Raw genomic sequence first — 26,537 nt, 5'->3', positions numbered from 1 at the left:
CGTATGTTTCCTAGGAAAAATGGATATACATTTTAGTATCCGATAGATTCTATGAAATCTAGCATGGGCATAGAGATGGAATAAGCGGTTATTTCAAGCGGCAGTATACTCCGCTCCAATAATCGGATGGCGAACGCGGCGTAGCTGCTTGCGACCGATATGAATGATGGAAGTCGTTAGGAGGTTATTTCATGACAGCAATAAGGCAAGATGCATGGACTGCAGATGATGATTTGATTTTAGCGGAAGTTACACTTCGGCATATCCGGGAAGGAAGTACCCAGTTGGCCGCTTTTGAGGAAGTGGGGGACAAGATCGGGCGGACCTCCGCGGCGTGCGGATTCCGTTGGAATAGCTGCGTCCGCAAAAAGTATGAGGCGGCGATCCAACTGGCCAAGGCGCAGCGGCAGAAGCGCAATTATTTGAAAAAGCAGCCGCTGGGCGCTCAGGTCGCTTCTCTTGCCCTGCAAGAGGGAGAAGAGACGGCTTTGAAAGGCGAGATGCTGACGGAAGAATCGTTGTCGATGGACATGGTTATCCGCTATTTGCGCCAGATGCGCAACAACGTGCAGGAAATGACCCGCCAAATCAAGCATATGGAAAAAGAACTGCATGAAAAGGAAGAATATTGTGTTCGTCTGCAGCGGGAAAATGAGGAGCTCTCCAAGCAAGTCAATGTGGTAGAGACCGACTATCGTACGGTGAACGATGATTATAAAGCGCTCATTCAAATTATGGACCGTGCCCGCCGATTGGCTATTTTGAGCGAGGAAGACGATGATGTGAAGACGCGGTTCCGTATGGATGCCAACGGCAATCTGGAGCGAATCGAATAGGCGCCGGCTTCCGTCCCCGGCACATGCAGGACGGCGCAAGGAAAGCACCTAGCGAGAGAATTCTCTCACTTGGCGCTTTTTTTGTGTTTTTCCTGATTCTTTGATATAACAAGGACACTGATAGTGCGTGTTCAATCATTCATATATAGCGAGAACGAGCCGATAGAAATTCGGAAGAAGGAGAGAGACGAACATGATTGTCGATATTATTGGAGGAGGCGCGCTCGGCCTCCTGTTCGCGGGACGGCTGCTGGCGGGTGGGCAGACCGGGGTCCGGCTATGGACGAGAACGGAGGAGCAGGCGGAGAAGATTCGTACCGAAGGCGTCGAGGTGGTGGAGCTGTCAGGCCAGCGCTCCCATTATGAAGGAGTAGAAGCGTTCCCGCTTCCGTCGGCGCCGGCCCGGCTAAGCCGCCATGGCTTGGAAGCCGGGATGGTATGGCTGTTCGTCAAGCAGACGCACATCGGACCTGAGCTGCTCACCGTGCTGGCGAAGATGCCGCGGCAGCCCGGCGCAACCCTCGTCTGCTTCCAGAACGGGGTCGGCCATGCCGAAGCCTTGGCGGAGGTATGGCCTGCCCCGTCGCTTGCTGTTGCTGTTACGACGGAGGCCGCGGCCAGAGAGGGAGCGAACCGAATTCGCCATACCGGATCCGGAGCCACCTGGATCGGTCCGGCCTCCGTAGAAGAGAACGCGCGGTCTCACGCTTTGAATTTTTCATGTATTTGTGCGAAGAAGTTGTTGGAAAAGGCAGGAATTGAGACGTTTGTGTCGAACAACATCGAAGACATGGTCTATCAAAAGCTGCTCGTCAACGCCGTCATCAATCCGTTGACCGCGCTGCTGCGCGTCAAGAACGGCGAACTGCTCGACGAGGCGGAACGGATGGAGCTTATGCGGGACTTGTTGGGTGAAGCGGCCGGGGTCTATCATGCCGCTGGCATCCCCGTGAATGAAGAGGAAGCATGGAAGCGGATTATGGACGTGTGCCGCTTAACGGCCGGCAACACCTCTTCCATGCTGCAAGATATATTGGCCGGCCGTCCGACGGAATGCGAGGCCATTACGGGCGCAATTATCCGGCTCGGCGCGCGCTATGGGGCCGGCACCCCGCTGCATCAGACGATATACCGCCTGATCCGGGCTGGCGAGCCAAGACACCGCTAGCATCTACTTCTTCTGTCCAAAGGAGTGAGTCACACCGCCCATGCATACCATTTTCGTATTTTTATCGGCATTGCCGTTTTTTCCGTTCATCATCGTGTGGGTTGCCGGGTCCTATTGGGTCAGGCCTAAGAAAAAAGCGTTCATGCTTGCCATGGACGTAACGACATTCTTCCTTATCGCTTCGGTTGGGGGCCTTTATAATACGATAACAGGCTCCTCCGGCGGATTTTATTGGATCTGTCTTATGCTTCTCCTTGCCATCGGCTTGCTTGGGGGCCTCCAGCACCGCAAATACGGTAAAATTCACGTTCAGCGGCTGGCGAGGACGATCTGGAGATTGGCTTTCTTTATTCTCAGCATTCTTTACATTATCCTGCTGCTCATCGGCATTATCGCATATGTTGCGAGTGTGTAGCCGCCATGGGAAGCGCGTGCGCGAACAACGCCTCTTTGACGTATCCAAGCCGCATTGTGTACAATCGAGACGATAGACAGAGGAGGCGGCTACATGACTTGGCCTATATTGAACATACCTATACAGCAATCATTGGCAAGACGATACATAGAACGTGACGATGCGATTATCGAATCGCTATATGAATATCATCCGGATCGCGATTGGGAGACGCGCGTCCGCTGGGTGGATGAAGCGGCGCATCTGCGGGCGGATCGCAAGCGGCTCGTCTCCGTCCTGCGCCGATATAATAAGGCAAGGAACGATCATCCGGCCGTAACGGCATCGCTGGATCGGCTGGAGCGGGACGACGCGCTCGTCGTCGTCGGCGGACAGCAGGGCGGCTTATTTACCGGTCCGCTGCTCGTCGTCTATAAGGCGGTATCGATTATCCGCATGGCCCAGGAGGCGGAGGCGAGACTGGGCCGTCCGGTTATTCCGATCTTCTGGCTCGCGGGAGAGGATCATGACTTCGATGAAGTGAATCATGCGTATTTCCTCACGCCGGAACCTTCTGTCGCCCGGGTCCGGGTGGAGAAGAAGGAGGGAACGCGCGCGCCGGTCAGCGGCATTCGACCGGATGAGGAGCAATGGGAAGCGGTATTGAATGAGGTGGACGCCTTGCTTCCGGCTACGGAGTTCAAGCCAGGGCTAATGGAGCGGGTACGGGAAGCTTCCGCCGGCGCGGCGTCGCTTACCGATGCGTGCGCCGTGCTGCTCGGAGGCATGTTCGGCGCATACGGCCTCGTATTCCTTGATTCGGCCGATCCGGAGCTGCGCCAGGTCGAAGGGCCGATGTTCCGCAGCCTCATCGCGCAGAACGATCGGCTAAGACAGGCCTACGGCAACAGCGAGCGCGAGCTGGCTTCGCGCGGCTTCCCCACTCAGGCGGACCGTGCCGAGAACGGAGCGAATCTGTTCCTGATTCACGAGGGAGAGCGGCATCTGCTGTTCAAGGAAGACGAACGCTTTACCGACCGGCACCGGACCCTGATCCGAAGCGCAGATGAATTGATGACCGCTGCAGAATCGGCGCCCCATCTGCTGAGCAACAACGTGCTGACCCGCCCGCTGATGCAGGAATATTTGTTCCCGGTGCTGGCTACCGTGCTCGGTCCCGGCGAGATCGCGTACTGGGCGCAGACGAAGGAAGCTTTCCGCGCGCTCGGCATGCGGATGCCGCTGCTCTGGCCGCGCATGGGCTTCACTTGTCTGGAAGGAACCGTGAACAAGCTGCTTGGGAAATATGAATTGACGGCCGAAGAGATCATCGGGCATTATGAGGAGAGGAAGGAAGCGTGGCTGACGGCTCAGGATGAATTGGGGCTCGATGAACGGTTCGCTTCGCTCCGCGATGATGTCGATGCCCGCTACGGAGAGCTGCTTGCCCGGCTGAACGAAGCGCTCCCCGCGCTCGGCCGCTTGGGGGATACGAACCGGGCGAAGGTGCTGGAGCAGATCGACTTCCTGCATCACCGGGCCAAGGATGCGCTCCAGAAGCAGCATGAATCGGGTCTTCGCCAGTGGGAGCGGATGAGGCTGACGCTCTATCCGCAGGATCGGCCGCAGGAGCGCGTCTACAATATGCTGATGTACACCTGCCGCTACGGGGACGGCTGGTTCAAGCCAATGATGGAAGCTCCCGTGCTGTGGAACGGGGAGAACCGCTTGATTGTGCTGTAGCAAAGGTCCCGCGGGTTAACGGGCGCGCATCTGCAGAATACGATAGCTATAACAGGAAGGGAAGGGTGTAGAGGATGAGTCAGACAAAAGCAGCGGATCATAGCATCATCCGCGATATTGCATTGGCCCCAGAAGGGCATTTGAAGATCGATTGGGTGCAAGCCCATATGCCGGTGCTGAACCGGATTCGCAAGCAATTCGAAGCGGAGCAGCCGTTCAAGGGCTTGAAGGTAGCGATCTCGCTCCACCTGGAAGCGAAGACAGCTTACCTGGCCAAGGTCGTGCAGGCCGGCGGCGCGGATGTGACGATTACCGGCAGCAACCCGTTGTCGACGCAGAATGATGTCTGCGCCGCGCTGGTTGAAGACGGGATTACGGTCTATGCGAAGTACAATCCGGAGCCGGAAGAGTACAAGCAGCTGCTCCTCCGCACCCTGGAGACGAAGCCGGACCTGATTATCGATGACGGCGGCGATCTGATCTCGATTCTGCACTCGGAGCGCCCGGACTTGCGCGAGCAGGTGCGCGGCGGCGCCGAGGAGACGACGACAGGAATTCTGCGTCTGAAGGCGATGGAGAAGGATGGGACTCTCCAATTCCCGATGGTCGCCGTCAATGATGCCTTCTGCAAATACTTGTTCGACAACCGGTACGGCACAGGCCAATCGGTGTGGGACGGCATCAACCGCACAACGAATCTCGTCGTAGCCGGCAAGACGGTCGTCGTCGTCGGTTATGGCTGGTGCGGCAAGGGCGTGGCGATGCGGGCGAAAGGCCTTGGCGCGAACGTCATCGTGACAGAGATCGACGCCATTAAGGCCGTCGAAGCGTATATGGACGGATTCACCGTGCTGCCGATGAGCGAAGCGGCTCGGGCAGGCGATATTTTCGTGACGGTCACGGGAAACCGCGATGTCATTCGCGGCGAGCATTACGATGTCATGAAGGATGGCGCGATATTGTCCAACGCCGGCCATTTCGATGTGGAAGTGAACAAGCCGGAGCTGGAAGCGCGTGCGCAGAACGTGCGCACGGTCCGTAAAAATATTGAAGAATACAAGCTGAACGACGGACGCAGCATTTATCTGCTGGCGGAAGGCCGCCTTGTCAACCTGGCAGCGGGGGACGGGCATCCGGCAGAGATTATGGACATGACGTTTGCCTTGCAGGCATTGTCGTTGAAATATGTGAACGAGCACTACGAGCGCATCGGCAGCAAGGTCGTCAATGTGCCGTACGAACTGGATGAGCAGGTCGCTCGCTTCAAGCTGGAGTCGCTCGGCATTTCGATCGACACACTGTCGGCTGAACAGCAATCCTATTTGGCCAGCTGGCAAGAACATTAATAGCGGCGGTAATCGGCCGCCCGCTTCTTTGCTTCACTGAAGGCAAAGAAGGCGGGCGGTCTTTTTTTGCATATCGCCCGAATTGATTTCCATCAATGCCTCCTTGGCTTTTACGTGGCCCCCGGCAAAAGCTGCGGCTCCAACCTATATATCGCTCCAGATGAATAAAAGGCAGCGCCTGTTCATTCACTGGATAAGGAGGCCGGGCTGCTCGCAACATTTTATTTCCATATTCCGTTAAGTAAGGTGCAGATTGCAGCTGTATCCAGAATTGTTCGCCGGTGTTCCGATCTGGCTGCTTGTGAAGAGGAAAAGAGGTCGGCGGCGGCATCCGCAACCGCGCTTCCCCGGACACCTTGGCGAGGCTGAGCAGCAGCGGCACGCGGGAACGGGGCAACAGCCGGCCGAGGGGGCAGATGGCAAGCCGGAAGCGGGCGAAGGTCCCACTGCGGAAGCCATGGTGCCGGCATTGGCTGTCGAACCGGCGGAAGTGGAGGAACAGAGACGAGCGGCCGAAGCAAAAAGTGCTGAGCCCGATAGCAAGGAGAAAAAGTAACATGAAATAAAAATCCTGCTCACAAGCAGGATTTTTTATGTTTACGGCGAAGTATTCTTTTGGTGTGGGGGAAAGTGGGGCATCGTGGTGGATTTAGGGGGAGGAGTGGTGGCAGATGTTCATGGGTGAATATCAACATAGCATCGATGACAAAGGCCGCCTGATCATTCCCGCCAAGCTGCGTGATTCCTTGGGCTCCACCTTCATACTGACGCGTGGCCTGGATCAATGTCTGTTCGTCTACCCGATGGAAGAATGGGGTCTGCTCGAACAGAAATTGAAGGCACTGCCCTTGATGAAGGCGGACGCACGGGCCTTTACCCGCTTTTTCTTCTCCGGCGCCACCGAATGCGAGTGGGACAAGCAGGGTCGGATCAACATTCCTGCCCATCTGCGGCAGCATGCCAAGCTGGACAAGGAATGCATGATTATCGGCGTGCAGAGCCGGGTGGAGATTTGGAGCAAGGACGCTTGGGAACACTATGTACAGCAGTCCGCGTCTACCTTTGAAGAAATGGCTGAGACTCTGGTTGATTTTGATTTTTGAGAGGATGTTCAGAAAGTTTGCTTTTTACCATGAAGGGATTCAGGAAGCAGCTCGGCATCGAATCTTGCATTCACTTTTGAAATGAATATGCTTCTAAAAAGCTTGTTTCCTGCGGAAAACCGACTTTTTTGAACCTCCATTTCTAGGGGTAGCGAACCGTGAATAGAGGAAAGACAACATAGACGGGAACAGGAAGAACTAGGAGGAATAACTTGTGTTTCACCATATAACTGTGTTGAAAGAGGAGGCTGTGAACGGGCTGAATATGCGCCCTGACGGCATCTATGTTGATTGCACCCTGGGAGGGGCAGGACACAGCTCCGCCATTGCATCCATGCTGTCCGCGGACGGCCGGCTAATCGCGCTCGATCAGGACGATTGGGCTTTGGATAATGCCGCGAATGTGCTGGCTCCCTACCTTGATCGGGTGACGATGATCAAGACGAATTTTCGTCAGATCGAAGACGCGCTGCGACAGGCGGAAGCGCCGCTTGTGGATGGCGTGCCTCAGGTGGACGGCATTCTGTTCGACCTCGGGGTATCGTCGCCGCAGCTTGATGAAGGTGAGCGGGGCTTCAGCTATCAGCATGACGCGCCGCTGGACATGCGCATGGATCGGGGCACTTCGCTGACGGCCCGCGAGATTGTGAATGAGTGGCCGGAAGAGGAGATTGCTCGGATCCTATTCGAATATGGGGAAGAGAAATTTTCACGCCGTATCGCCCGCCGCATCGCGGAAGCGAGAGCGGATCATCCGATTGAGACGACCGGCGAGCTGGCCGAACTGGTGAAGGCCGGGATTCCGGCAGCAACCCGAAGGACTGGGGGCCATCCGGCCAAGCGCAGCTTCCAGGCGCTCCGCATCGCCGTCAACGACGAGTTGGGCGCGTTCGAGCAGGCGCTCCATCAAGCAATCCGTTGCTTGAAGCCGGGTGGAAGGGTCGCTGTCATTACCTTCCATTCCTTAGAGGATCGGATATGCAAGCAGACATTCAACAAATATATGAACCGCTGCACCTGTCCGCCGGATCTGCCGATGTGCGCCTGCGGCAAGCAGGATATATTGACCTTGCCGAAGCGCAAGCCGATTGTGCCGAGCGCGGAAGAGTTGGAGCGCAATCCGCGTTCTCGCTCCGCGAGATTACGGGTTGCCGAGAAATTGTAATGAGGGGGAGAGCAGAAGATGGCTTATACTCGCGGTAATTTGGCCGTCCGGCCGGAGAGACAGCAGCAGCCGAGGCCCAAGGTTCACCAGACAACGAAGACCGTCGTCCGCAAGAACACATTGCCGACGAGGGAGAAGCTGTTGTATCTGCTGACCATTCTATTGTGCACGGCCGTTGCGCTCGTTCTTATCGGGCGATATGCCCAGATCTACGACATGAACCGGCAGATCCAGAATTTGAAGCGGGAGACGGTCTCGCTCCAGGATCAGACCTCCGTGTTGAGAGTGGAGGTCGAGAAGCTGTCGGATTGGAAGCGGGTTGAAGAAATCGCGCGGAAGAACGGGCTTGTCTTTCCCGAGACCCCGCTAGAGATTCAAGTTTACAAACAAGCTATAGGCAAGGATTGAACGAGGGATGAAGATGGTCAAACGAATCAAGTTGCGTACGTTGACAATCGGGGGCTTATTCACCCTCTTTTTTATTGTCATCGTGACCCGTCTGTTTTGGTATCAAGTGTGGAATCAAGATTTCTGGATGGAGCTGGCGAAAAACTCATGGTCTACGCAGCAGACGCTCACTCCGGCGCGCGGGACGATCTATGATCAGAACGGGGAAGTGCTTGTCATGAATGCCCCTGCGTATACGGTCGCTGTCAATCCGAGTCTGATTCAGGAACTGAAAACGCTCGATAAATTGGTCGAGCAGGATATTGACGTGGAGCGGCTTATCGTCCAGGAGCTGCACAAGGTGCTGGGCAAGCCGGAGAACGAGCTCTATGACATTGTCCGCAAAAAAAGTACGGAGACCGGAAAGTATTTGATTCATCGCGAGGTGCGGAACGAGGGCTGGAAGATCGAAGAGGAGACCGCGCAGAAGCTGCGCGACTTCACGGACTCGCTCAAGGAAAAGACGAAACAACAGGATATCGGACTGTACCTGATGCCGGAGGTGAAGCGGTTCTACGCCAAAAACAACCTGGCTGCCCACGTCCTTGGTTATACCGATAAAAACGGAAAACCGGTTGGCGGCATCGAGGAATTGTATGATGAGCAATTGGCCGGTATAGTCGGGTCTATCCAGTATGAGAAGGATCGAATGGGCAACAAGCTCCCGAAGGCGTCAGAGATTTACACACCCGCTCAGGACGGGGACAATATGTATTTGACGATCGATCGCACGATCCAGCAATATATCGAGGAAGAGATCCGGAAAGTGTATAATGAATACTCCCCGCATACGATTACGGTTATCGCCGCGGATCCGAAGACCGGCGACATTTTGGGCCTGGCGAACATGCCGACGTTCAATCCGAATTCGTATTGGGATTTTGACAATGAGCGCGCTTTTTTCAACCCGGCAGTGCAGGGCGGTTATGAGCCAGGGTCGACATTCAAGATCGTGACGCTTGCGGCGGCCGTTCAGGAAGGGCTGTTCGATCCGGATGCCTATTTCCAATCGGGGAAAATTTATGCGGGCGGACGCCCTATTCATGATGTCAATACGACGTGGGGGACGATTTCGTATTTGGAAGGCTTGAAGCGTTCTAGTAACGTCGCTTTCGTCAAGCTCGGCTTCGAGATGCTGAAGGAGGAGCGGTTCAAGTCCTATATCGATAAGTTCGGCTTCGGGCAAAAGACGGGCATCGAGATCCCATGGGAATACGATGGCTTCGTTCAGTTCCAATATGCGGCGGACGTCGCGGCCGCTTCGTATGGCCACGGCCAGATCAAGGTGACGCCGATTCAGCAGATTATGGCGGTCTCGGCAGTAGCGAACGGCGGCAAGCTGATGAAGCCGCATATCGTGAAAAAGATCGAGGACCCGGTGACTGGCGAAGTGACGGAGCGGGAGCCGGAAGTGGTACGTCAAGTGATCGATCCGAATATTGCTAAGCAGGTCAGCGAATATTTGGAGCAGGTTGTCGCCGATCAGGAGATCGGCACCGGCCGGAACGCATATATCGAAGGATATCGGGTCGCGGGCAAGACGGGAACCGCGCTGAAGGTTATTAACGGGGAGTACGACTCCACGCGCGCGGTCGTATCCTTCGTCGGCTTCGCTCCGGTGGAGGATCCACGCATTGCGGTCATCGTCGTCGTCGACGATCCGCAGAAATATTGGGAGGGCGGCGGCTTCGTCTCGCCGATTATTTTCAAAAATATCGTCTCCAAATCGCTGCGCTATATGGGCGTGCCGACGTCCCATGAGATGAAGCCGGGTGAACCGGGCAAATCCGAAGGCCCGATCCGGCTGGTCACGGCGCCGAATATTCAAGGGCTGAAGCCTCATGAAGCGAAGAAGCGGCTGGCGGAGCAGGGCATCGTCTTCCAGACGGTCGGCGCAGGCAAGGAAGTGAAGCGCCAATTCCCGGCGCCGGGCGAATATTTGGGCTCCGGCCAGCGGATCTACCTGCTGACCGATGAGCCGGAAAATCTGAAAATGCCGGATATGAAAGGCAAATCGCTGCGCGATGTCATGGAAATTGCCTCACTGCTGGGCATCGAGGTGCGGATCGAGGGAGAGGGCTACGTGACCGAGCAGAAAGCCTCGACAGACAACGGCAAGCGCGTCGTCGACATAAAATTGGAGCCGAGAAGGCCATAGCTTGTTCTATCCCCTGGTTGTCCCGAATAGGTTGGTTATGAACCCAAGTGGGACAAAGGAGGGGTTACCGTGAAATTATCCAGTGTCACGGTCCGCAAGCGGCTGTTCATCGGCATCGGACTCGTGTCTCTCGGCTTTCTTGCGCTCGTCGTTCGTCTTGCCTATGTCCAGCTGTGGGAGGGCGGCGAAATTACGGCCAAGGCGGAGGAATTATGGCGCAGAGACATCCCGGTTACGGCCAAGCGCGGGGAAGTGCTCGATCGGAACGGGGTGCGTCTCGCCTATAACGTTACCTCCCCGACGATTATGGCCGTCCCTGCCCAGATTCAGGATGCCGCCGCGACGGCTGCCCGGCTGGCGCCGGTGCTGCAGATGAAAACGGAAGATGTCGAACGTATGATTAAGGTACGCAGGTCTATCGTCCATATTAAGCCGGGAGGCCGCAAAATATCGCTCGAAACGGCGCAGCAGGTGCGAGAAATGAACTTGCCCGGCATTGTCGTGGCAGAGGATAATAAAAGATATTATCCATTCGGAGATTTGGCCTCCCATATTCTCGGCTTCACCGGAATCGACAACCAAGGGCTGACGGGCATCGAGCAGAAGTACAATGACGCGCTCAGCGGGCTGCAGGGAAGCGTCTCTTACCTGTCCGACGCGAAGGGCCGCCAGATGCCGAACTCCTCGGAGACGTACGCCCCGCCGCGAGATGGATTAAATTTGCAATTGACGATTGACAAGCAAATACAGACAATAATGGAGCGGGAACTTGATCAGGCGATGCTCCAATTGAAGCCGAAGCATATCATCTCGATTGCGATGGATCCGAACAACGGCGAGATATTGGCGATGGCGAGCCGCCCGAATTATGAACCGGGGCGGTACAAGGAGTATTCCTCGGAGGTGTACAACCGCAACCTGCCGATCTGGATGACGTACGAGCCGGGCTCTACCTTCAAGATTATTACGCTCGCTGCGGCGCTTCAGGAAGGCAAGGTCGATTTGTACAACGAGAATTTTTTTGATCCCGGGAGCATCGAGGTCGGGGGGGCCCGGCTCCGCTGCTGGAAGAGAGGCGGTCACGGCAGCCAGACCTTCCTCCAGGTGGTCGGCAATTCGTGCAACCCCGGCTTTGTCACGCTGGGACAGCGGTTAGGCAAGGAGACGCTGTTTGAGTACATACGGAATTTTGGCTTCGGGCAAAAATCGGGCATCGACTTGAGCGGGGAAGCGACGGGAATTCTATTCAAGCTGAACCGGGTCGGTCCGGTCGAATTGGCGACGACCTCGTTCGGACAGGGTGTCTCGGTTACGCCGCTCCAACAGATTGCCGCGGTCTCGGCGACGATCAATGGAGGCAAGCTGTACCGCCCCCATGTGGCGAAGTCGTTCGAGCATCCCGAGACCGGGATGATCATCGATGAAGTCGAGCCGCAGTTGGTCCGGCAGGTCATCTCGCCGGAAACGTCGGCGAAGGTGCGGGACGCGCTGGAGCATGTCGTCGCCCAAGGCTCGGGACGCAACGCGTTCATCGACGGCTACCGGGTCGGAGGAAAAACGGGCACGGCGCAAAAGGTTGTGAATGGACGTTATTCGCCGAATGAGCATATCGTGTCTTTTGTCGGGTTCGCTCCGGCGGACGATCCGAAGATCGTCATCTACACGGCGGTGGACAATCCGCAAGGGATTCAGTTCGGCGGGCTGATTGCCGCTCCTATCGTGAAGCGAATCATGGAGGACGCGCTCCATTACATGGGAGTGGAACCGCGTCAGAAACAAGTCCCCCGCGAATATAGATACCATGAGACGCCGATTGTGGTGGTTCCCAATCTGGTCGGCAAGACGCTGACCGATATTTACGAAGATATGAACATGAATTTTCAACTGGCCAAATCCGGCACGGGCAACACGGTCATACACCAGGCGCCCAAGCCGGGAACCCGTGTGGAGCGGGGAGCGACCATCCGCATCTACATGGGTACAGAGACGGAGGAATAACTATGCAGGAAATGCGATTGTCTGAAGCATGCAAGCGAATGCTGAATGTGAGATATACAGGAGACGAAGCTACGGCGGTAACCGGATTGGCGGTGGATTCGCGCCATGTCCGGCCGGGCGATCTGTTCTTCTGCATCTCGGGCACGGCGGATGACGGTCACCGTTATGCGGAGCAAGCCCTTGAAAAGGGGGCGGCCGCGCTTGTCGTGGAGCGGGAACTGCCGCTTCCGGTTCCGCAGCTCATCGTTCGTCATGCCCGTCATGCGCTTGCGGTGCTGGCTGATGCCTTCTACCGTTCGCCGAGCCGGGACTTGAAGCTGATCGGCGTGACGGGAACGAACGGCAAAACGACGACAACTTATCTGATAGAGCGGATATTGACGGACGCCGGCCGCAAAAGCGGCGTGATCGGTACGATCGAGATGCGTTATGACGGGCGCAAGCTGCCGATGTCGGGCACGACGCCGAACGCGTTTGAGCTGCAGCGTTCGCTGCGGGATATGGCCGACTGCGGCGTGGAGGCCGTCGCGATGGAGGTCTCTTCTCATGCGCTCGATCAAGGCCGCGTGGAAGGCTGCCGCTTCCGGACAGCCGTCTTCACGAACCTGACCCAGGATCATCTTGATTACCATGAGACGATGGAGTCGTACCGCGACGCCAAGGGCTTGCTGTTCTCCCGGCTCGGGAACACGTTCTCCGAGCAAGAGGCAGAGCGTTCCTATGCCGTGCTGAACGCGGACGATCCGGCATCGGCTCATTTCGCCAAGATGACCACGGCAGAGACGCTGACGTACGGCTTATCGGCGTCTGCCGATATTCGGGCGGAGGACATCCGCATGAACGGCAAGGGAACGAGCTTCCGCGTCCATACGTTCCGCGGCTCGGCCGACGTGCAGCTTCGCATGGTCGGCAAGTTCAATGTCTGCAATGCGCTCGCCGCCATCGCGGTCGGGCTGATTGAAGGCATCGCGCTGGAAGACATTTGCGCCAGCCTCGAAGCGGTGCCGGGTGTGGCCGGGCGCGTCGAGGCCGTGGAGTCCGGGCAGCCGTATACAGTCATCGTCGATTACGCCCATACGCCGGACGGCCTCGAGAACGTGCTGCAGAGCGTCAAGGAATTTGCGGAAGGCCGCATCATCTCTGTCTTCGGCTGCGGCGGAGACCGCGATCGGACGAAGCGGCCGATTATGGGCCAGATATCGGCCCGTTATGCCGACTACTCTATCATTACGTCCGACAACCCGCGCACCGAGAATCCCGATCGGATTCTCGAAGATATCGAGCGGGGGCTGACGGAGATTGAGGTTGGCCGGGACCGTTATGAATGCATCGTTGACCGAAGAGCCGCCATTGCGAAGGCTATTGATATGGCAAGCCCGCACGATGTAGTATTGATTGCGGGGAAAGGGCATGAGACATATCAAATTATCGGCCGCGAAACCTTGGATTTCGATGACCGCCTAGTAGCAAAAGAAGCGATAAGGGGAAAAGTGCAGTGATAGAGACAACCTTGGAACATATAGCGGAGCTGTGCGGCGGAACATTGGCCGATCCGTCTGCAGGCCAGACGAAGGTGCGCGGCGTATTTACCGACTCCCGCTCCGTCTTGCCCGGAGGACTGTTCGTTCCCCTCGCCGGTGAACGATTCGACGGCCACGCCTATGTGGAGGAGACGCTGCGGGCCGGGGCGGCCGGATCGCTCTGGCAGGCGGATCGGGAACTTCCCGGGGCATCCGCGCCGCTTATCGTCGTGGAGGACACTTACGCGGCGCTGCAGCGGCTGGCTGCCGCTTATCTCGCGGAAGGCCAGGTCAAGGTGGTCGCCGTTACCGGGAGCAACGGCAAGACGACGACGAAGGATCTGGTTGCATCCGTCTTGTCGCAACGATATCGGGTACATAAGACCGATGGGAACTTCAACAATCATATCGGGCTTCCGCTGACGGTGCTCTCGATGCCGCCGGAGACGGAGATTGCCGTGCTTGAGATGGGCATGAGCGGCCGGGGAGAAATCGAGCTGCTCTCGAAGCTCGCGAGACCGGATGTGGCCATTATCACCAATATCGGGGATGCCCATCTGCTTCAGCTCGGCAGCAGGGAGGAGATCGCCCGGGCTAAGCTCGAGATTACGGCCGGGTTATGCGACGGCGGCCTGCTCGTATGCCATGGAGACGAACCGCTTGTCGATCTGGCGCTGTCCGAACGGGAGCCGGGGGAACGCATCCGCTTGCTGCGCTTCGGTCTAGGAGAACGATGCGAACTGCGGCTGTCACGTACAAGCGGCGACGGCACCGGTATAGCATTCGCCGTACCTTCCGCCGGCGGACAAGGCGAGTCTGTCTTCCATATCCCGCTCCTGGGGCAGCATAATGTGATGAACGCCATGGCTGCTCTGGCGGTTGGGCGCCGCTTCGGCCTGACGGACGAACAGATTGCCTTAGCCCTGGCCGGGGCGAGCATCAGCGGCATGCGCTTCGAGCGGCATGTCACGTCGGAAGGCTGGATCGTGCTGAATGACGCCTACAATGCGAGCCCGACCTCGATGAGGGCGGCCTTGTCCGTGCTGGCCGACATGAAGGGCGGGCGGCGCATCGCCGTGCTGGCCGACATGCTGGAGCTGGGACCGCAGGAAGCGGCGCTCCATTTCGAGATCGGAGCTGAGCTTACGCCGGATAAGGTCGATGAGGTGCTTACGTACGGCGAACTGGGCAAGCATATCGCCGACGGGGCCCGCCGGTCGCTGCCGGCCGAGGCCGTGCATGCGTTCCAAGATAAAATGGCTTTGAAAGCCTATTTGAAGCAAGAAGTGAAACCCGGCGATATCGTACTCGTCAAAGCATCCCGGGGAATGAAACTTGAAGAAGTTGTAAATGACTGGATCCGTAACACGGATTCGTCTGTGGGGCTACGGGAGGTGTAGGGATTGGACTTCAAATTGATGTTAATGACAATGGGCGTATCTTTCATCTTGGCTGTCATCCTCGGTCCGCTAACCATTCCGCTGCTTCGCAGGCTCAAGTTCGGACAGCAGGTCCGCGATGACGGGCCGCAAGGCCATTTGAAAAAAGCAGGTACACCTACGATGGGCGGCGCCATTATTTTGCTCGCCTTTACGCTTGCTTTTCTGAAATTTTCGGTCACAGATATTGATTTTTATGTGCTGCTCATCGCGACGCTGGGCTTCGGACTGATCGGATTTCTTGACGATTATATCAAAATCGTGTTCAAGCGTTCGCTCGGCCTGACCGCCAGACAAAAGCTGATCGGGCAGCTCGCGTGCTCCGCCGTGATCTGCGTGCTGCTGTGGCAGTCGAATCACAGTACCGTGCTGGCGGTTCCGGGAACGTCCTGGGGCCTTGACCTCGGCTGGTTCTATTATCCGTTCATCATTTTGATGATGCTGGCGATTAGCAATGCGGTCAATTTCACGGACGGCCTGGATGGCCTGCTGTCCGGCACAAGCGCAATCGCGCTGGCAGCCTTCGCGCTCATCGCGATGCAGTTGTCCGAGATCGCGGCCGCGGTATGCGCGGCAGCCATGATCGGCGCCGTGCTCGGCTTCCTCGTCTTCAATGCGCATCCGGCCAAGGTGTTCATGGGCGATACCGGTTCGCTCGGCATCGGGGGCGCCATCGGGGCGATTGCGATTCTGACGAAGACGGAGCTGCTGTTCCTCGTCATCGGCGGCATATTTGTCATCGAGATGCTGTCCGTCGTCATTCAAGTCGTCTCCTTCAAGACACGGGGCAAGCGCGTATTCAAAATGAGTCCGATTCATCATCATTTCGAGTTGTCCGGCTGGTCGGAATGGCGTGTCGTCATCACCTTCTGGCTCGTGGGCATCGTGCTCGCGGGACTTGGATTATGGATCAACAAGGGGTTGTAGCAGATGGAACATCCAGATATGTACCAAGGTAAGCGCGTCGTCGTTCTCGGCCTGGCCAAGAGCGGTGTCGGTGTGGCTAAGACGTTTCATGAACGCGGTGCCCTCGTAACCGTCAATGATAAGAAAGAACGCCACAAATGCCCTGAAGCTTCGGAGCTGGAAGCTTTGGGCATTTGTGTTGTTTGCGGCCATCACCCGGACGATCTGCTCGATGACAGTGTCCAACTGGTCGTCAAAAATCCGGGCATCCCGTATTCGGCGCCGCCTGTGCGCCAGGCGTTTGCGCTCGGCATTGAGGTCGTGACCGAGGTGGAGGTCGCTTATCATCTCAGTTCGGCGCCGATCATCGGCATCACGGGCAGCAACGGGAAGACGACCACGACGACCTGGGTCGGCAATATGCTCGAAGCAGCCGGTCTACATCCGATTGTCGCCGGCAATATCGGCACGCCGCTCTGTCAGGCTGCTGGAGAAGCTGGTGCGGACAACGTGCTGGTCGCGGAGCTGAGCAGCTTCCAGCTCAAGGGGACATCCGCCTTTCGTCCGCGTGTCGCCAGCTTGCTGAACATGTCGGAGACCCATTTGGATTATCATGGGACGATGGAGGATTATGTCCAGTCCAAGGCCCGCTTGTTCCGCAATATGGCGAATAGAGATGTCGCCGTGCTGAATGCGGACGACGCGACCTGCCGTGCGCTCGCTCCGGATATTGGCGCTCGCATCTGGTGGGTGTCGTCCACGCGGCGCGTCGAATGCGGCGTATACGTAGAGCCCCCTTACGCGGAAGCGTCCGGCGACGGGGAGGAGGAAGACCGCCAATTGATGTATGCGGATGAAGCGGGGCAATTGTATCCGATCATCGGCGTGCGGGAGATCGGTGTGCCCGGGCGATACAATGTGGACAACGCCTTGGCGGCCGTTGCCATATCGATAGCGGCGGGCGCCGAGCCTGCGGCGCTGGCGGAGCCGCTCCGATCGTACCGGGGCGTGGAGCATCGCCTCGAATACGTGGGCGAGGTGAACGGCGCATCGTACTATAACAATTCCAAGGCGACGAACACGAAGGCGACGCTCATGGCGCTGGAAGCGTTCGAAGCGCCGGTTGTCCTGATCGCCGGCGGCCTGGATCGCGGGCTTGATTTCCTGGAGCTGGTTCCGGTTCTGAAGGAGCGGGCCACTGCCGTCGTCACAATGGGCGAGACGAGGGAGATTCTGGCGGCCATCGCCGCGAAGGCGGGTTTAACGAACGTGGCGGTCGTCGACAATGTAGATAATGCAACGGATGCCGTCTCGGAAGCAGTGCGTCTGGCGGCCGGCTATGCCCAGCCGGGAGATGTCGTGCTGCTGTCGCCGGCTTGCGCGAGCTGGGATATGTTCCCTTCCTATGAAGAGCGCGGACGAATGTTTAAGGCGGCGGTGCATAGTCTTTAAGTAGGGGGGTGTTCAAGCCCCTACATTGTCCAACGAGGTGTACCGCAATGGTCAAAGCACGGACCGCTCCCGATTTGTGGCTTATCGTATCCATTCTTTCTTTGCTGGCGATAGGAATTGTCATGGTGTATAGTGCCGGCGCCATCATCGCCTTTCACGATTACGGCGACTCGTATTATTTCGTCAAGCGGCAGCTGCTGTTCGCCGTACTTGGACTGGCTGCCATGTTCGTAACGATGAACACCGATTACCGGATATGGTCCAGGTATGCGAAGGTCGGATTGCTGATCTGCTTCGGGCTGCTTATCATCGTTCTTATCCCGGGCATCGGAGATGTCAGGGGCGGGGCGCGCAGCTGGCTCGGCATCGGATCGTTCGGCATCCAGCCTTCGGAATTCATGAAGCTGGGCATGATTATCTTTTTGGCCAAAACGCTGTCGGACGAGCAGACAAGAATCGAGCGGTTCATGACCGGGCTGCTCCCGCCGCTCGGGGTGATGGCAGCGGCGTTCGGGCTCATTATGCTTCAACCGGATCTGGGGACAGGCACGGTCATGATGGGCGCTTCGCTGCTGCTCATCTTCACGGGAGGGGCGCAGATTAAGCATCTGGCCTCGCTTGCCCTCGTCGGGGTGGCCGGGTTCGTCGGCCTGATTCTGGCGGCGCCTTATCGTTTGCAGCGCATAACCGCCTTTCTCGATCCGTGGCAGGACCCGCTCGGTGCGGGATATCAAGCGATCCAGTCGCTGTATGCGATTGGCCCGGGCGGATTGGTCGGCCTCGGCTTGGGGGCGAGCCGTCAGAAATACAATTATGTGCCGGAGCCGCAGACCGATTTTATCTTCTCCATATTGGCGGAAGAGCTTGGTTTCATTGGCGGCGTCACCGTATTAATGCTATTCTTAATTCTAGTATGGCGCGGCATGCGGGCGGCCATGATGGCCCCTGACACGTTCGGCAGTCTGCTGGCCGTCGGCATCGTCGGCATCGTGGCCGTGCAGGTTCTTATCAATATTGGCGTCGTCATCGGCTTGATGCCGGTGACAGGCATTACGCTGCCATTAATCAGCTATGGCGGCTCTTCCTTGACATTGATGCTGACTTCACTAGGCATCTTGTTGAACATATCACGTTATGCGAGGTGAACGAGATGCGCGTCGTGCTCAGCGGCGGCGGCACGGGTGGACATATTTATCCGGCTGTCGCCATCGCGAGGGAATGCGAGAAACGCTATCCCGACTGCACTTTTTTATATATTGGAACCGATAAAGGCCTGGAGAGCCGGCTTGTACCTGAGGAAGGCCTCCCTTTTGCCTCCATCGACATTACCGGATTTCGCCGCAAGCTCTCGTTTGACAATGTCAAAACGGTCATGCGCTTCCTGAAGGGCGTGAGCAAGGCGAAGGCGATGCTGACCGAATTCAAACCGGATGTCGTCATCGGAACCGGAGGGTATGTATGCGGGCCGGTCGTCTATGCGGCAGCCAAGCTGGGCATCCCAACGGTCGTCCATGAACAGAATGTCATTCCCGGGCTGACCAACAAATTCCTCAGCCGTTATGTCAGCTCGGTGGCGGTCAGCTTCGAGCAATCGGCGGGCTATTTCAAGAAAGCGAAGCAGGTCATCTACACGGGCAATCCGCGGGCGACTGCGGTCGCACAAGCGAACCGGGAACGGGGCTTCGCCTCGCTTGGCCTGCCAATGGACAGCCGCGTCGTGCTTATCGTCGGCGGCAGCCGCGGCGCACAGGCGGTGAATCAGGCGATGATTGGCATGGTCCCGCTGCTGAAGCAGCTGCCAGACGTTCATTTCGTCTATGTTACCGGTCAGCATTATTATGAGCATACGCGGGCAGCCGTCCTCAAATCAAGCGAGTCCGTCCGCAACCATCTGCATGTGCTTCCCTATATCGGCAATATGCCGGAGGTGCTGGCCGCGACGACGCTTGCGGTAAGCCGGGCGGGGGCCTCCTCGCTGGCAGAGCTGACATCGCTTGGCATCCCGTCGGTGCTGATCCCGTCGCCCAATGTGACGAATAACCACCAGGAGGCCAATGCGCGATCGCTCGCGGACGCCGGGGCGGCCATCATGATGCTGGAGCGGGAGCTCAGCTCGACTGCGCTCTTCGATACGATCAAGCGGTTGATGACCGATGAGAAGTCGCGCAGCCGAATGTCGGCACGAGCCAAAGCGTTCGGCCAGCCGGATGCCGCGGAGCGCGTCGCAATTGAATTGGAACGATTGACGGGCAAGTGAACCTTGCCCGATTTGTGCGTCTCGGACCAGATGCCGGGAGGGCAGGGCTTCGGCTGCACACAGGTGATCCATCATGTTACAGGGCTGCGGCGAGCAAGACTTGTCGCGGGCTGTCCGGCCCGGGCGGGACGGCCGGTATGGTCGAAGCGACGCCCCCTTTCCATCTGGGCACCTGTCACACAACGTATTACGGCTACATAAGATACCCTATACATCGTGACAGCCAGTGCCGCATGCCGGACACGGATGTTGCATCGTCTATCGCGGATGACAGGATGAGTTGGGTTAAGGAGGTTCATCATATGCTGCAGCAATTTATAACCCGTTATTCGGAATTGAACTTGGGCAAGTACAAGGTAAATGAGCCGCTTGCACCGTATACGACCTGGAAGATCGGAGGTCCGGCGGATGTGCTCGTCGAGCCTGCCGGCAAAGAGCAGATCGTTCAGACTGTCCGGCTGCTGCATGACATGCAATTGCCATGGATGGCGTTGGGGCGCGGCTCCAATATGCTCGTATCCGACAAAGGGGTGCGAGGCGTTGTCATTCATACCGGGCATGCGCTTGATTATGCCCGGCAGGAAGACAATCTGGTGCATGCCGGAGCCGGGCTTTCCTTCATCAAGCTGTCCGTGCTCACCGGCAATATGGGGTTGTCGGGACTGGAATACGCGGGCGGCATTCCCGGTACGGTCGGCGGAGCCGTCTATATGAATGCCGGCGCGCACGGGTCTGACGTGTCACGAATATTTGAATCTGCTGAGATTGTACTGGAGACAGGGGAATTGGTGCGATACAGAACGGAAGATATGAAGTTCGCGTACCGTCATTCCGTGCTGCACGAGATCAGGGGCATCGTACTGGAGGCGACGTTCCGGCTGGAGCACGGAGACCGGCATGAGATTAAAACCTTGAACGCAGCCAATAAGGAACGGCGTCTGCGGACGCAGCCGCTGCAAGCCGCATGCGCGGGGAGCGTGTTTCGCAACCCGCCGGGAGACTTCTCGGCCCGGCTCGTTGAAGAGGCCGGACTGAAGGGATTCCGAATCGGCGGAGCTGAAGTATCCCCGTTACACGCCAATTTCATTGTAAACACCGGGCAAGCAACAGCGTCAGACGTGCTCACCCTGATGGAGCGCATCCAACAAACGATAAAAGACCGATATGGTGTCGAGTTGGTGCCGGAAGTGTTGGTGGTGGGTGAGCGGTAATCACGGAGGTGATACATTGGACAAATTGGTGATTGAGGGTGGGAAACCTTTATCGGGGACCATTCGTATCCATGGAGCCAAAAATGCCGCTTTACCGATTTTAGCAGCCGCGATCCTGGCCGACGGTGTCGTCAAGCTCGATAATGTTCCGCAATTACTCGACATTGAAGTAATGCTGCACATTTTGCGCCGCTTGGGCTGTCGGGCCGTTCAAGACGGTTATACGGTCACATTGGATGCAGCCGGTACTCATTCGGTCCATGTGCCGGAAGATTTGATGCGACAGATGCGCTCATCCATTTTTTTGATGGGCCCGCTGCTTGCGCGTTTTAAGGAAGTTCATATTTATCAGCCTGGCGGATGCGCCATCGGCGAACGCAAGATCGATTTGCATTTACGGGGCCTGCAGGCGCTTGGAGCGGAAGTGGAGCAATGCGGCCACCGCGTCACATGCCGCGCGGCGCGGCTTGTCGGAACGGATGTCCATCTTGATTTCCCGAGCGTGGGGGCGACGGAGAATGTAATGATGGCCGCCGTGCTGGCGGAGGGCACGACCGTCATCACGAATGCCGCCCGGGAGCCGGAAATAACCGACCTGCAGAACTTCTTGAATCAGATGGGGGCGAATGTTACCGGAGCCGGCAGCGGAACAATCGTAATTGAAGGCGTCACCAGTCTGTACGGCTGCCAATATTCGATCATCCCGGACCGCATCGTAGCCGGCACGCTGATGATTGCGGCGGCCGCAACAAGGGGAGCGGTGACGCTGACCAATGCACATTCTGGACATTTGACCGCATTGATTCATATTCTTCGCCGTGCTGGTGTTCAGATCGCTACGAGTGATGGTATAATCAATGTAACTAGCTTCGGCAGGGTGAAGGCCGTAGACCGGATCGTCACATCGCCCTATCCGGCATTCCCGACCGATCTGCAATCGCAGCTGATGGTGTTGATGGCGCTTGCCGACGGGGTAAGCGTGCTGAAGGAGACGATCTTCGAGGGCCGCTTCAAGCATGTGGATGAATTGTCCCGCATGGGTGCCGATATCCGCGTTGATTTGAGCACGGCGTTCGTTCGCGGCGTGTCTATGCTGTACGGCACGACGGTGGAAGCGACCGACCTCCGGGCGGGAGCCGCCCTCGTTATCGCGGGCTTGGCCGCTCAGGGACGAACGATTATCGAGAATGTTCATCATATTGATCGTGGCTATGACCGGATTGAGCATATATTCAGCCGACTTGGCGCGAACATCGAGCGGTTCGACGCGCTACCTAGGCTTGACCTTGCGAATGGATAGAGCTACAGCGAGTCCCCTCCCCTAAGAAGGAGGGGATTGTGGGTGTTACGGCGAACTAACATTTAAGGAGAAAGAATGGAGGGGGTGAGCGGTTGCATTTACGTAGTATTCCCCCGCTTCCAGGGAAGCCGTCGAAGAAGAAGCGCGCAGCTGCGAAGCTGATTTGGCTGCTGTCCATTCTATGCATCGTGCTGCTGGTCGTGCTGTTCTTCCGTTCACCGATAAGCAAGGTTACGGAAGTGCGCTGGATCGGAGAGAATTTCGTGACGAAGGACGAACTGGGCGATGTCAGCGGACTGAAGCCCGGCGAGCCGTTCTTCGGGACGAGGGAAGCAACGATTAGCGCGCGAATTCAAGACAAGTTCCCTTTTGTCAAATCGGTGAAGATGGTCAAGCATTTCCCTGGCGTGGTTGAAGTATATGTTCATGAATATGCCGCCGTCGCCTACGAATTGAGCGCGGACGGACAGGTTCTGGCCTGTCTGGAGAACGGCACCGTCGTGAAGCCGAGCACGCAGCTGAAGACCGTGCTGGAGAAGCCTGTGCTGACCAAATGGGACGGACAAGCCGGGGTGAGAGCGCAGTTGAGCCAACAGCTTGCCAAGATTCCGAAGGGGCTGCTGGCCGACATTTCCGAGATTAGCTTCTTCCCGTCTCCCTCGTACCCGGACCGAATTAAGATGTATACGCGTTCCGGATTCGAAGTTGTTACGACGGTATCGGCGCTGCCCGACAAGATCACGTATTTAAGCGGCGTGGTCGAGACGCAGGAGCCCGGCCGCATAACCATGCTCAAGGCCGACTCGTATATTCCGTATTCCAGTCTTCCGGAGGAGCCTGACGAAATCGGCGCAGAAGAGGAACAAACAAGTACAAATGAGCAAGATAAGGAAAATAATGAGAATAACATGCAGAATGAACAAGATCAACAAAATGTGGATGAAGAAAAAAACTCTACTCAATAAACGGAATAAATGCTAGAATAAAGTTTATGGTATTTCCTGAACTCCCCTTTTTTTTGAACTGCATTTTTCAGATTGTAGAAGACAAGACAGACCGGAAGCGGCACATGACAAATGGAAGGATTTTGTCTTTAAAAAAAGTGTAGAAAAAAGAGGGAATGAACAAGCCTTTGTTGAATACATAGAGAGTGTCCGGGGATAAAAACATACCAATTGACTGGGAAGTAGGAGGTGCCACGGGTTGAGCAGCAATGACATCATTGTGAGTTTGGACATCGGTACATCCAAAGTGCGTGCTATCATTGGAGAAATTAACAACGGAACGCTGCAAATCATCGGCGTTGGATCTGCTGATTCAGAAGGTATTCGCAAAGGTGCGATTGTAGATATTGATCAGACTGTGCAATCCATTCGTAATGCTGTGGAGCATGCGGAACGCATGGTCGGTATAGAGATTACGGAAGTGTACGTTGGCATATCGGGCAATCATATCGGTCTCCAGTCCAGTCATGGCGTCGTCGCGGTCTCGAACGAGGATAGAGAGATTGGCGAAGAAGACATCGACCGGGTCCTGAAGGCGGCCGAAGTCATTGCGCTCCCGCCGGAGCGGGAGATTATCGACGTCGTTGCGAAGCAATACGTGGTTGATGGTCTGGAGGACATCCATGATCCGCGCGGTATGATCGGAGTCCGCCTCGAGGCGGATGCTACGATTATTACAGGGGCGAAGACCGCGATACATAATTTGACCCGATGCGTCGAGAGAGCGGGGCTGCATGTCAAGGAACTGGTCCTGATGTCTCTGGCCGGCGGGCATCTGGCACTGTCCAAGGATGAGAAGCTTATGGGTTCGGTATTGGTCGATGTAGGTGCGGGCGCCACGACGATTGCCGTGTTCCGCGACGGGACGCTAGCAGCTACTTCGACCTTGCCAATCGGAGGCGACTTCGTCACGAACGACATCGCTTATGGCTTGCGGACGATGTCCGATCAGGCGGAGAAGGTCAAGCTCAAGTTCGGCTGCGCCTGGGTGGACGATGCATTGGAGGACCAAGTGTTCAAAGTCGTCCGCATCGGCAGCAACGTGGAGAAGGAATTCAATCAAGTATTCCTTGCGAATATCATTGAACCTCGCGTTCAAGAGATTTTTCACCTTGTGAAGAATGAAGTGAAGCGTCTAGGTTTCACAGAGCTTCCTGGCGGGTACATTCTTTCGGGAGGTACCGTCTCTATGGCTGGTGTGTTGAATGCCGCACAGGCAGAGCTGCAGACATCGGTTCGGATTGCGGTACCTGATTATATCGGAGTACGCGATCCAGGATTCGTAAGTGGTGTTGGGGTATTGCATCATGTGATGCGCTCCGTCCGACCACGCAGTGCAGGTGGCACCAAGAAAGCAGCCGCACGAAAGCCGGCTCCGGCAGAATCATCGAACAAGCCTGGTTTTATCGAACGGTTAAAAAATATGTTTAGCGAATTTATTTAAAGTTTGTTTGACTTCATGCCATCCATGCACAATGAAGGGGAGATGGAGAGCTCATGTTGGAATTTGAATTCGAGATGGAAGCATTAGCCCAGATTAAGGTCATCGGTGTCGGCGGCGGCGGAAGCAATGCAGTCAACCGCATGATCGACAACGGTGTCAAGGGCGTTGAATTTATTACGGTAAATACGGATGCGCAGGCGCTTCACTTCGCGAAATCCGAGCACAAGCTGCAGATCGGCGACAAGCTGACGCGCGGCCTCGGGGCAGGCGCGAATCCCGAAGTGGGGAAGAAGGCGGCCGAAGAGTCCCGTGAACTGATTATGAACACCCTGAAGGGGGCTGACATGGTATTTGTCACCGCCGGCATGGGTGGAGGAACGGGAACCGGTGCGGCTCCAGTCATCGCCGAGATCGCGAAGGAATGTGGGGCTCTGACGGTAGGGGTCGTTACGAGGCCATTTACTTTCGAAGGCCGCAAGCGTCTGACGCAGGCGGAGATGGGCATTGAAGCCTTGAAGGAGAAGGTGGATACGCTTATCGTCATCCCGAATGATCGCCTCTTGGAGATTGTGGACAAGAAGACGCCGATGCTGGAAGCGTTCCGGGCGGCAGACAACGTGCTGCGTCAGGCGGTCCAAGGCATTTCCGACTTGATTGCCGTGCCGGGGTTGATCAACCTCGACTTCGCGGACGTGAAGACGATTATGACCGAACGGGGTTCGGCCTTGATGGGAATCGGCATCGCCAACGGGGAGAGCCGGGCGGCGGAGGCCGCGCGCAAGGCGATCATGAGCCCGCTGCTCGAGACGTCGATCGATGGCGCACGCGGCGTCATCATGAACATTACGGGCGGAGCGAATTTGTCGCTCTACGAGGTCAATGAAGCGGCCGAGATTGTGACCGCAGCCTCGGATCCGGAAGTAAATATGATCTTCGGTGCGATTATCGACGAGAACATGAATGATGACATTAAGGTGACCGTCATTGCGACAGGATTCGAGCATAAGCCGGCTCCGATGATTCCAGGGCGCCGCCCTGCGAGCAGCGAGACGAGCGGAGAATCCCGCGCTCAATCGCCGCTTCGTCCGTTCGGCAATACGCAATCCGGCGGAGATCAGCTGGACATCCCGACGTTCCTGCGGAACCGTCCGCGCAACAATAATAACGAATGATGATAGACGCGAGACGTCTGCCTATCGAGGCAGGCGTCTTTTGTGCGCTTGGCAGCGCATCGTACTAACGGGTGAGAGTCCCGAGCGCACCGCGAGGTGGCGGAAGCGCATAGCTGACCAATAGTGCCCTGGCCGCGAGGCAGGGTGCGGAGGATCGGAAGGCAAACCTCGGAACAGGCGGCATGAACCATGTTGGCTGTCGAAGCCGGATGACCCTGCAAAAGAAGGGGATGTCCCATACCACCGGAGGCTTCGAAAGTTAGGAGGACTGGATTCGAGGGAAAGTCGATGACGTGACCCAAGGAGAACTCATCGTTTCCGAAAAAAAAACATGGTAACCCGCACACAAGGCCGCAATGGTCAAGGTGAGGCTACGAATGGTGAGTAGTCAGACGTAGGGATAGTAGTGAACAAGCTTGTCGGAAAAGCCGCAATGGCAAGTGAATCGGCGCATAGTCGCCGGTGCAAGCCCTA

The 26,537-nt window shown here is 56.8% G+C and carries 22 protein-coding genes; all 22 read left to right on the top strand.

Annotated elements, in window-relative coordinates:
* Positions 1-191: 191 nt before the first annotated feature.
* The 22 genes from DQX05_RS04185 (at position 192) to ftsZ (ending at position 26,063) form a co-directional block, all read left to right on the top strand.
* Positions 192-836, top strand: a complete 645-nt coding sequence (locus tag DQX05_RS04185; RefSeq protein ID WP_119791125.1) for an RsfA family transcriptional regulator — start codon at positions 192-194, stop codon at positions 834-836.
* Between the two features lie 193 nt (positions 837-1,029).
* Positions 1,030-2,004 (top strand): ketopantoate reductase family protein, encoded by a 975-nt coding sequence (locus DQX05_RS04180; RefSeq protein WP_119791123.1) that lies wholly within the window; start codon positions 1,030-1,032, stop codon positions 2,002-2,004.
* A 40-nt stretch (positions 2,005-2,044) separates the two neighbouring features.
* Positions 2,045-2,419: a DUF3397 domain-containing protein gene (locus DQX05_RS04175; RefSeq protein WP_119791121.1), complete on the top strand. Its 375-nt coding sequence runs from the start codon at positions 2,045-2,047 to the stop codon at positions 2,417-2,419.
* A 93-nt stretch (positions 2,420-2,512) separates the two neighbouring features.
* The gene (bshC, locus tag DQX05_RS04170; protein WP_119791119.1) at positions 2,513-4,141 is read left to right on the top strand and encodes a bacillithiol biosynthesis cysteine-adding enzyme BshC; all 1,629 of its coding nucleotides are present in this window, start codon (positions 2,513-2,515) and stop codon (positions 4,139-4,141) included.
* Positions 4,142-4,215: 74 nt separating this feature from the next.
* Complete coding sequence (locus DQX05_RS04165; protein WP_119791117.1) at positions 4,216-5,487, top strand: adenosylhomocysteinase; 1,272 nt, start codon at positions 4,216-4,218, stop codon at positions 5,485-5,487.
* Between the two features lie 253 nt (positions 5,488-5,740).
* Positions 5,741-6,043, top strand: a complete 303-nt coding sequence (locus DQX05_RS04160) for a hypothetical protein (protein ID WP_182914612.1) — start codon at positions 5,741-5,743, stop codon at positions 6,041-6,043.
* A 115-nt stretch (positions 6,044-6,158) separates the two neighbouring features.
* The gene (mraZ, locus tag DQX05_RS04155; RefSeq protein ID WP_087442149.1) at positions 6,159-6,590 is read left to right on the top strand and encodes a division/cell wall cluster transcriptional repressor MraZ; all 432 of its coding nucleotides are present in this window, start codon (positions 6,159-6,161) and stop codon (positions 6,588-6,590) included.
* 214 nt (positions 6,591-6,804) lie between these two features.
* Entirely contained in the window at positions 6,805-7,755 is a 951-nt protein-coding gene (rsmH, locus tag DQX05_RS04150; RefSeq protein ID WP_119791115.1) for a 16S rRNA (cytosine(1402)-N(4))-methyltransferase RsmH, read from the top strand.
* An 18-nt stretch (positions 7,756-7,773) separates the two neighbouring features.
* A complete protein-coding gene (gene ftsL, locus DQX05_RS04145; RefSeq protein ID WP_119791113.1) occupies positions 7,774-8,163 on the top strand; it encodes a cell division protein FtsL in 390 nt (129 codons plus the stop codon).
* Between the two features lie 7 nt (positions 8,164-8,170).
* On the top strand, positions 8,171-10,360 hold the full coding sequence (locus DQX05_RS04140; RefSeq protein WP_259391769.1) for a penicillin-binding protein: 2,190 nt from the start codon (positions 8,171-8,173) through the stop codon (positions 10,358-10,360).
* Positions 10,361-10,429: 69 nt separating this feature from the next.
* Positions 10,430-12,358 carry a stage V sporulation protein D gene (locus tag DQX05_RS04135; RefSeq protein ID WP_119791111.1) on the top strand — a complete coding sequence of 643 codons (1,929 nt, stop codon included), beginning with the start codon at positions 10,430-10,432 and terminating at the stop codon, positions 12,356-12,358.
* Positions 12,359-12,360: 2 nt separating this feature from the next.
* Positions 12,361-13,857: a UDP-N-acetylmuramoyl-L-alanyl-D-glutamate--2,6-diaminopimelate ligase gene (locus DQX05_RS04130; RefSeq protein ID WP_119791110.1), complete on the top strand. Its 1,497-nt coding sequence runs from the start codon at positions 12,361-12,363 to the stop codon at positions 13,855-13,857.
* Complete coding sequence (locus DQX05_RS04125; RefSeq protein ID WP_119791108.1) at positions 13,854-15,278, top strand: UDP-N-acetylmuramoyl-tripeptide--D-alanyl-D-alanine ligase; 1,425 nt, start codon at positions 13,854-13,856, stop codon at positions 15,276-15,278. The genes DQX05_RS04130 and DQX05_RS04125 overlap by 4 nt, the downstream gene beginning before the upstream one ends.
* Before the next feature lie 3 nt (positions 15,279-15,281).
* Entirely contained in the window at positions 15,282-16,244 is a 963-nt protein-coding gene (gene mraY / locus DQX05_RS04120; protein WP_119791106.1) for a phospho-N-acetylmuramoyl-pentapeptide-transferase, read from the top strand.
* A 3-nt stretch (positions 16,245-16,247) separates the two neighbouring features.
* Positions 16,248-17,675, top strand: coding sequence for a UDP-N-acetylmuramoyl-L-alanine--D-glutamate ligase (murD, locus tag DQX05_RS04115; RefSeq protein ID WP_119791104.1), 1,428 nt, complete (start codon positions 16,248-16,250; stop codon positions 17,673-17,675).
* A gap of 47 nt (positions 17,676-17,722) precedes the next feature.
* A complete protein-coding gene (spoVE, locus tag DQX05_RS04110) occupies positions 17,723-18,820 on the top strand; it encodes a stage V sporulation protein E (protein WP_119791102.1) in 1,098 nt (365 codons plus the stop codon).
* A 5-nt stretch (positions 18,821-18,825) separates the two neighbouring features.
* Entirely contained in the window at positions 18,826-19,932 is a 1,107-nt protein-coding gene (murG, locus tag DQX05_RS04105) for an undecaprenyldiphospho-muramoylpentapeptide beta-N-acetylglucosaminyltransferase (protein ID WP_119791100.1), read from the top strand.
* A 302-nt stretch (positions 19,933-20,234) separates the two neighbouring features.
* Positions 20,235-21,143: a UDP-N-acetylmuramate dehydrogenase gene (gene murB, locus DQX05_RS04100; protein WP_119791098.1), complete on the top strand. Its 909-nt coding sequence runs from the start codon at positions 20,235-20,237 to the stop codon at positions 21,141-21,143.
* 16 nt (positions 21,144-21,159) lie between these two features.
* Positions 21,160-22,443, top strand: a complete 1,284-nt coding sequence (gene murA, locus DQX05_RS04095) for a UDP-N-acetylglucosamine 1-carboxyvinyltransferase (protein WP_119791096.1) — start codon at positions 21,160-21,162, stop codon at positions 22,441-22,443.
* A gap of 92 nt (positions 22,444-22,535) precedes the next feature.
* Positions 22,536-23,408 carry a cell division protein FtsQ/DivIB gene (locus DQX05_RS04090; RefSeq protein ID WP_119791094.1) on the top strand — a complete coding sequence of 291 codons (873 nt, stop codon included), beginning with the start codon at positions 22,536-22,538 and terminating at the stop codon, positions 23,406-23,408.
* A 238-nt stretch (positions 23,409-23,646) separates the two neighbouring features.
* On the top strand, positions 23,647-24,891 hold the full coding sequence (gene ftsA / locus DQX05_RS04085; protein ID WP_119791092.1) for a cell division protein FtsA: 1,245 nt from the start codon (positions 23,647-23,649) through the stop codon (positions 24,889-24,891).
* A gap of 53 nt (positions 24,892-24,944) precedes the next feature.
* Positions 24,945-26,063, top strand: coding sequence for a cell division protein FtsZ (gene ftsZ, locus DQX05_RS04080; protein ID WP_119791091.1), 1,119 nt, complete (start codon positions 24,945-24,947; stop codon positions 26,061-26,063).
* The last annotated feature ends 474 nt before the right edge of the window (positions 26,064-26,537 follow it).

Source organism: Paenibacillus thiaminolyticus, from assembly GCF_003591545.1.
In the GTDB taxonomy this organism is placed as follows: Bacteria; Bacillota; Bacilli; order Paenibacillales; family Paenibacillaceae; genus Paenibacillus_B; species Paenibacillus_B thiaminolyticus_A.
This window is presented reverse-complemented; position numbering and strand designations above follow the sequence as displayed.

Coding starts and splice junctions, on each gene's coding strand:
- DQX05_RS04185 (WP_119791125.1), top strand. CDS start 192: ATGACAGCAATAAGGCAAGATGCATGGACTGCAGATGATGATTTGATT.
- spoVE (WP_119791102.1), top strand. CDS start 17,723: ATGGTCAAAGCACGGACCGCTCCCGATTTGTGGCTTATCGTATCCATT.
- murB (WP_119791098.1), top strand. CDS start 20,235: ATGCTGCAGCAATTTATAACCCGTTATTCGGAATTGAACTTGGGCAAG.
- DQX05_RS04130 (WP_119791110.1), top strand. CDS start 12,361: ATGCAGGAAATGCGATTGTCTGAAGCATGCAAGCGAATGCTGAATGTG.
- bshC (WP_119791119.1), top strand. CDS start 2,513: ATGACTTGGCCTATATTGAACATACCTATACAGCAATCATTGGCAAGA.
- ftsZ (WP_119791091.1), top strand. CDS start 24,945: ATGTTGGAATTTGAATTCGAGATGGAAGCATTAGCCCAGATTAAGGTC.
- DQX05_RS04140 (WP_259391769.1), top strand. CDS start 8,171: ATGAAGATGGTCAAACGAATCAAGTTGCGTACGTTGACAATCGGGGGC.
- DQX05_RS04175 (WP_119791121.1), top strand. CDS start 2,045: ATGCATACCATTTTCGTATTTTTATCGGCATTGCCGTTTTTTCCGTTC.
- murD (WP_119791104.1), top strand. CDS start 16,248: ATGGAACATCCAGATATGTACCAAGGTAAGCGCGTCGTCGTTCTCGGC.
- mraZ (WP_087442149.1), top strand. CDS start 6,159: ATGTTCATGGGTGAATATCAACATAGCATCGATGACAAAGGCCGCCTG.
- DQX05_RS04165 (WP_119791117.1), top strand. CDS start 4,216: ATGAGTCAGACAAAAGCAGCGGATCATAGCATCATCCGCGATATTGCA.
- murG (WP_119791100.1), top strand. CDS start 18,826: ATGCGCGTCGTGCTCAGCGGCGGCGGCACGGGTGGACATATTTATCCG.
- ftsL (WP_119791113.1), top strand. CDS start 7,774: ATGGCTTATACTCGCGGTAATTTGGCCGTCCGGCCGGAGAGACAGCAG.
- DQX05_RS04180 (WP_119791123.1), top strand. CDS start 1,030: ATGATTGTCGATATTATTGGAGGAGGCGCGCTCGGCCTCCTGTTCGCG.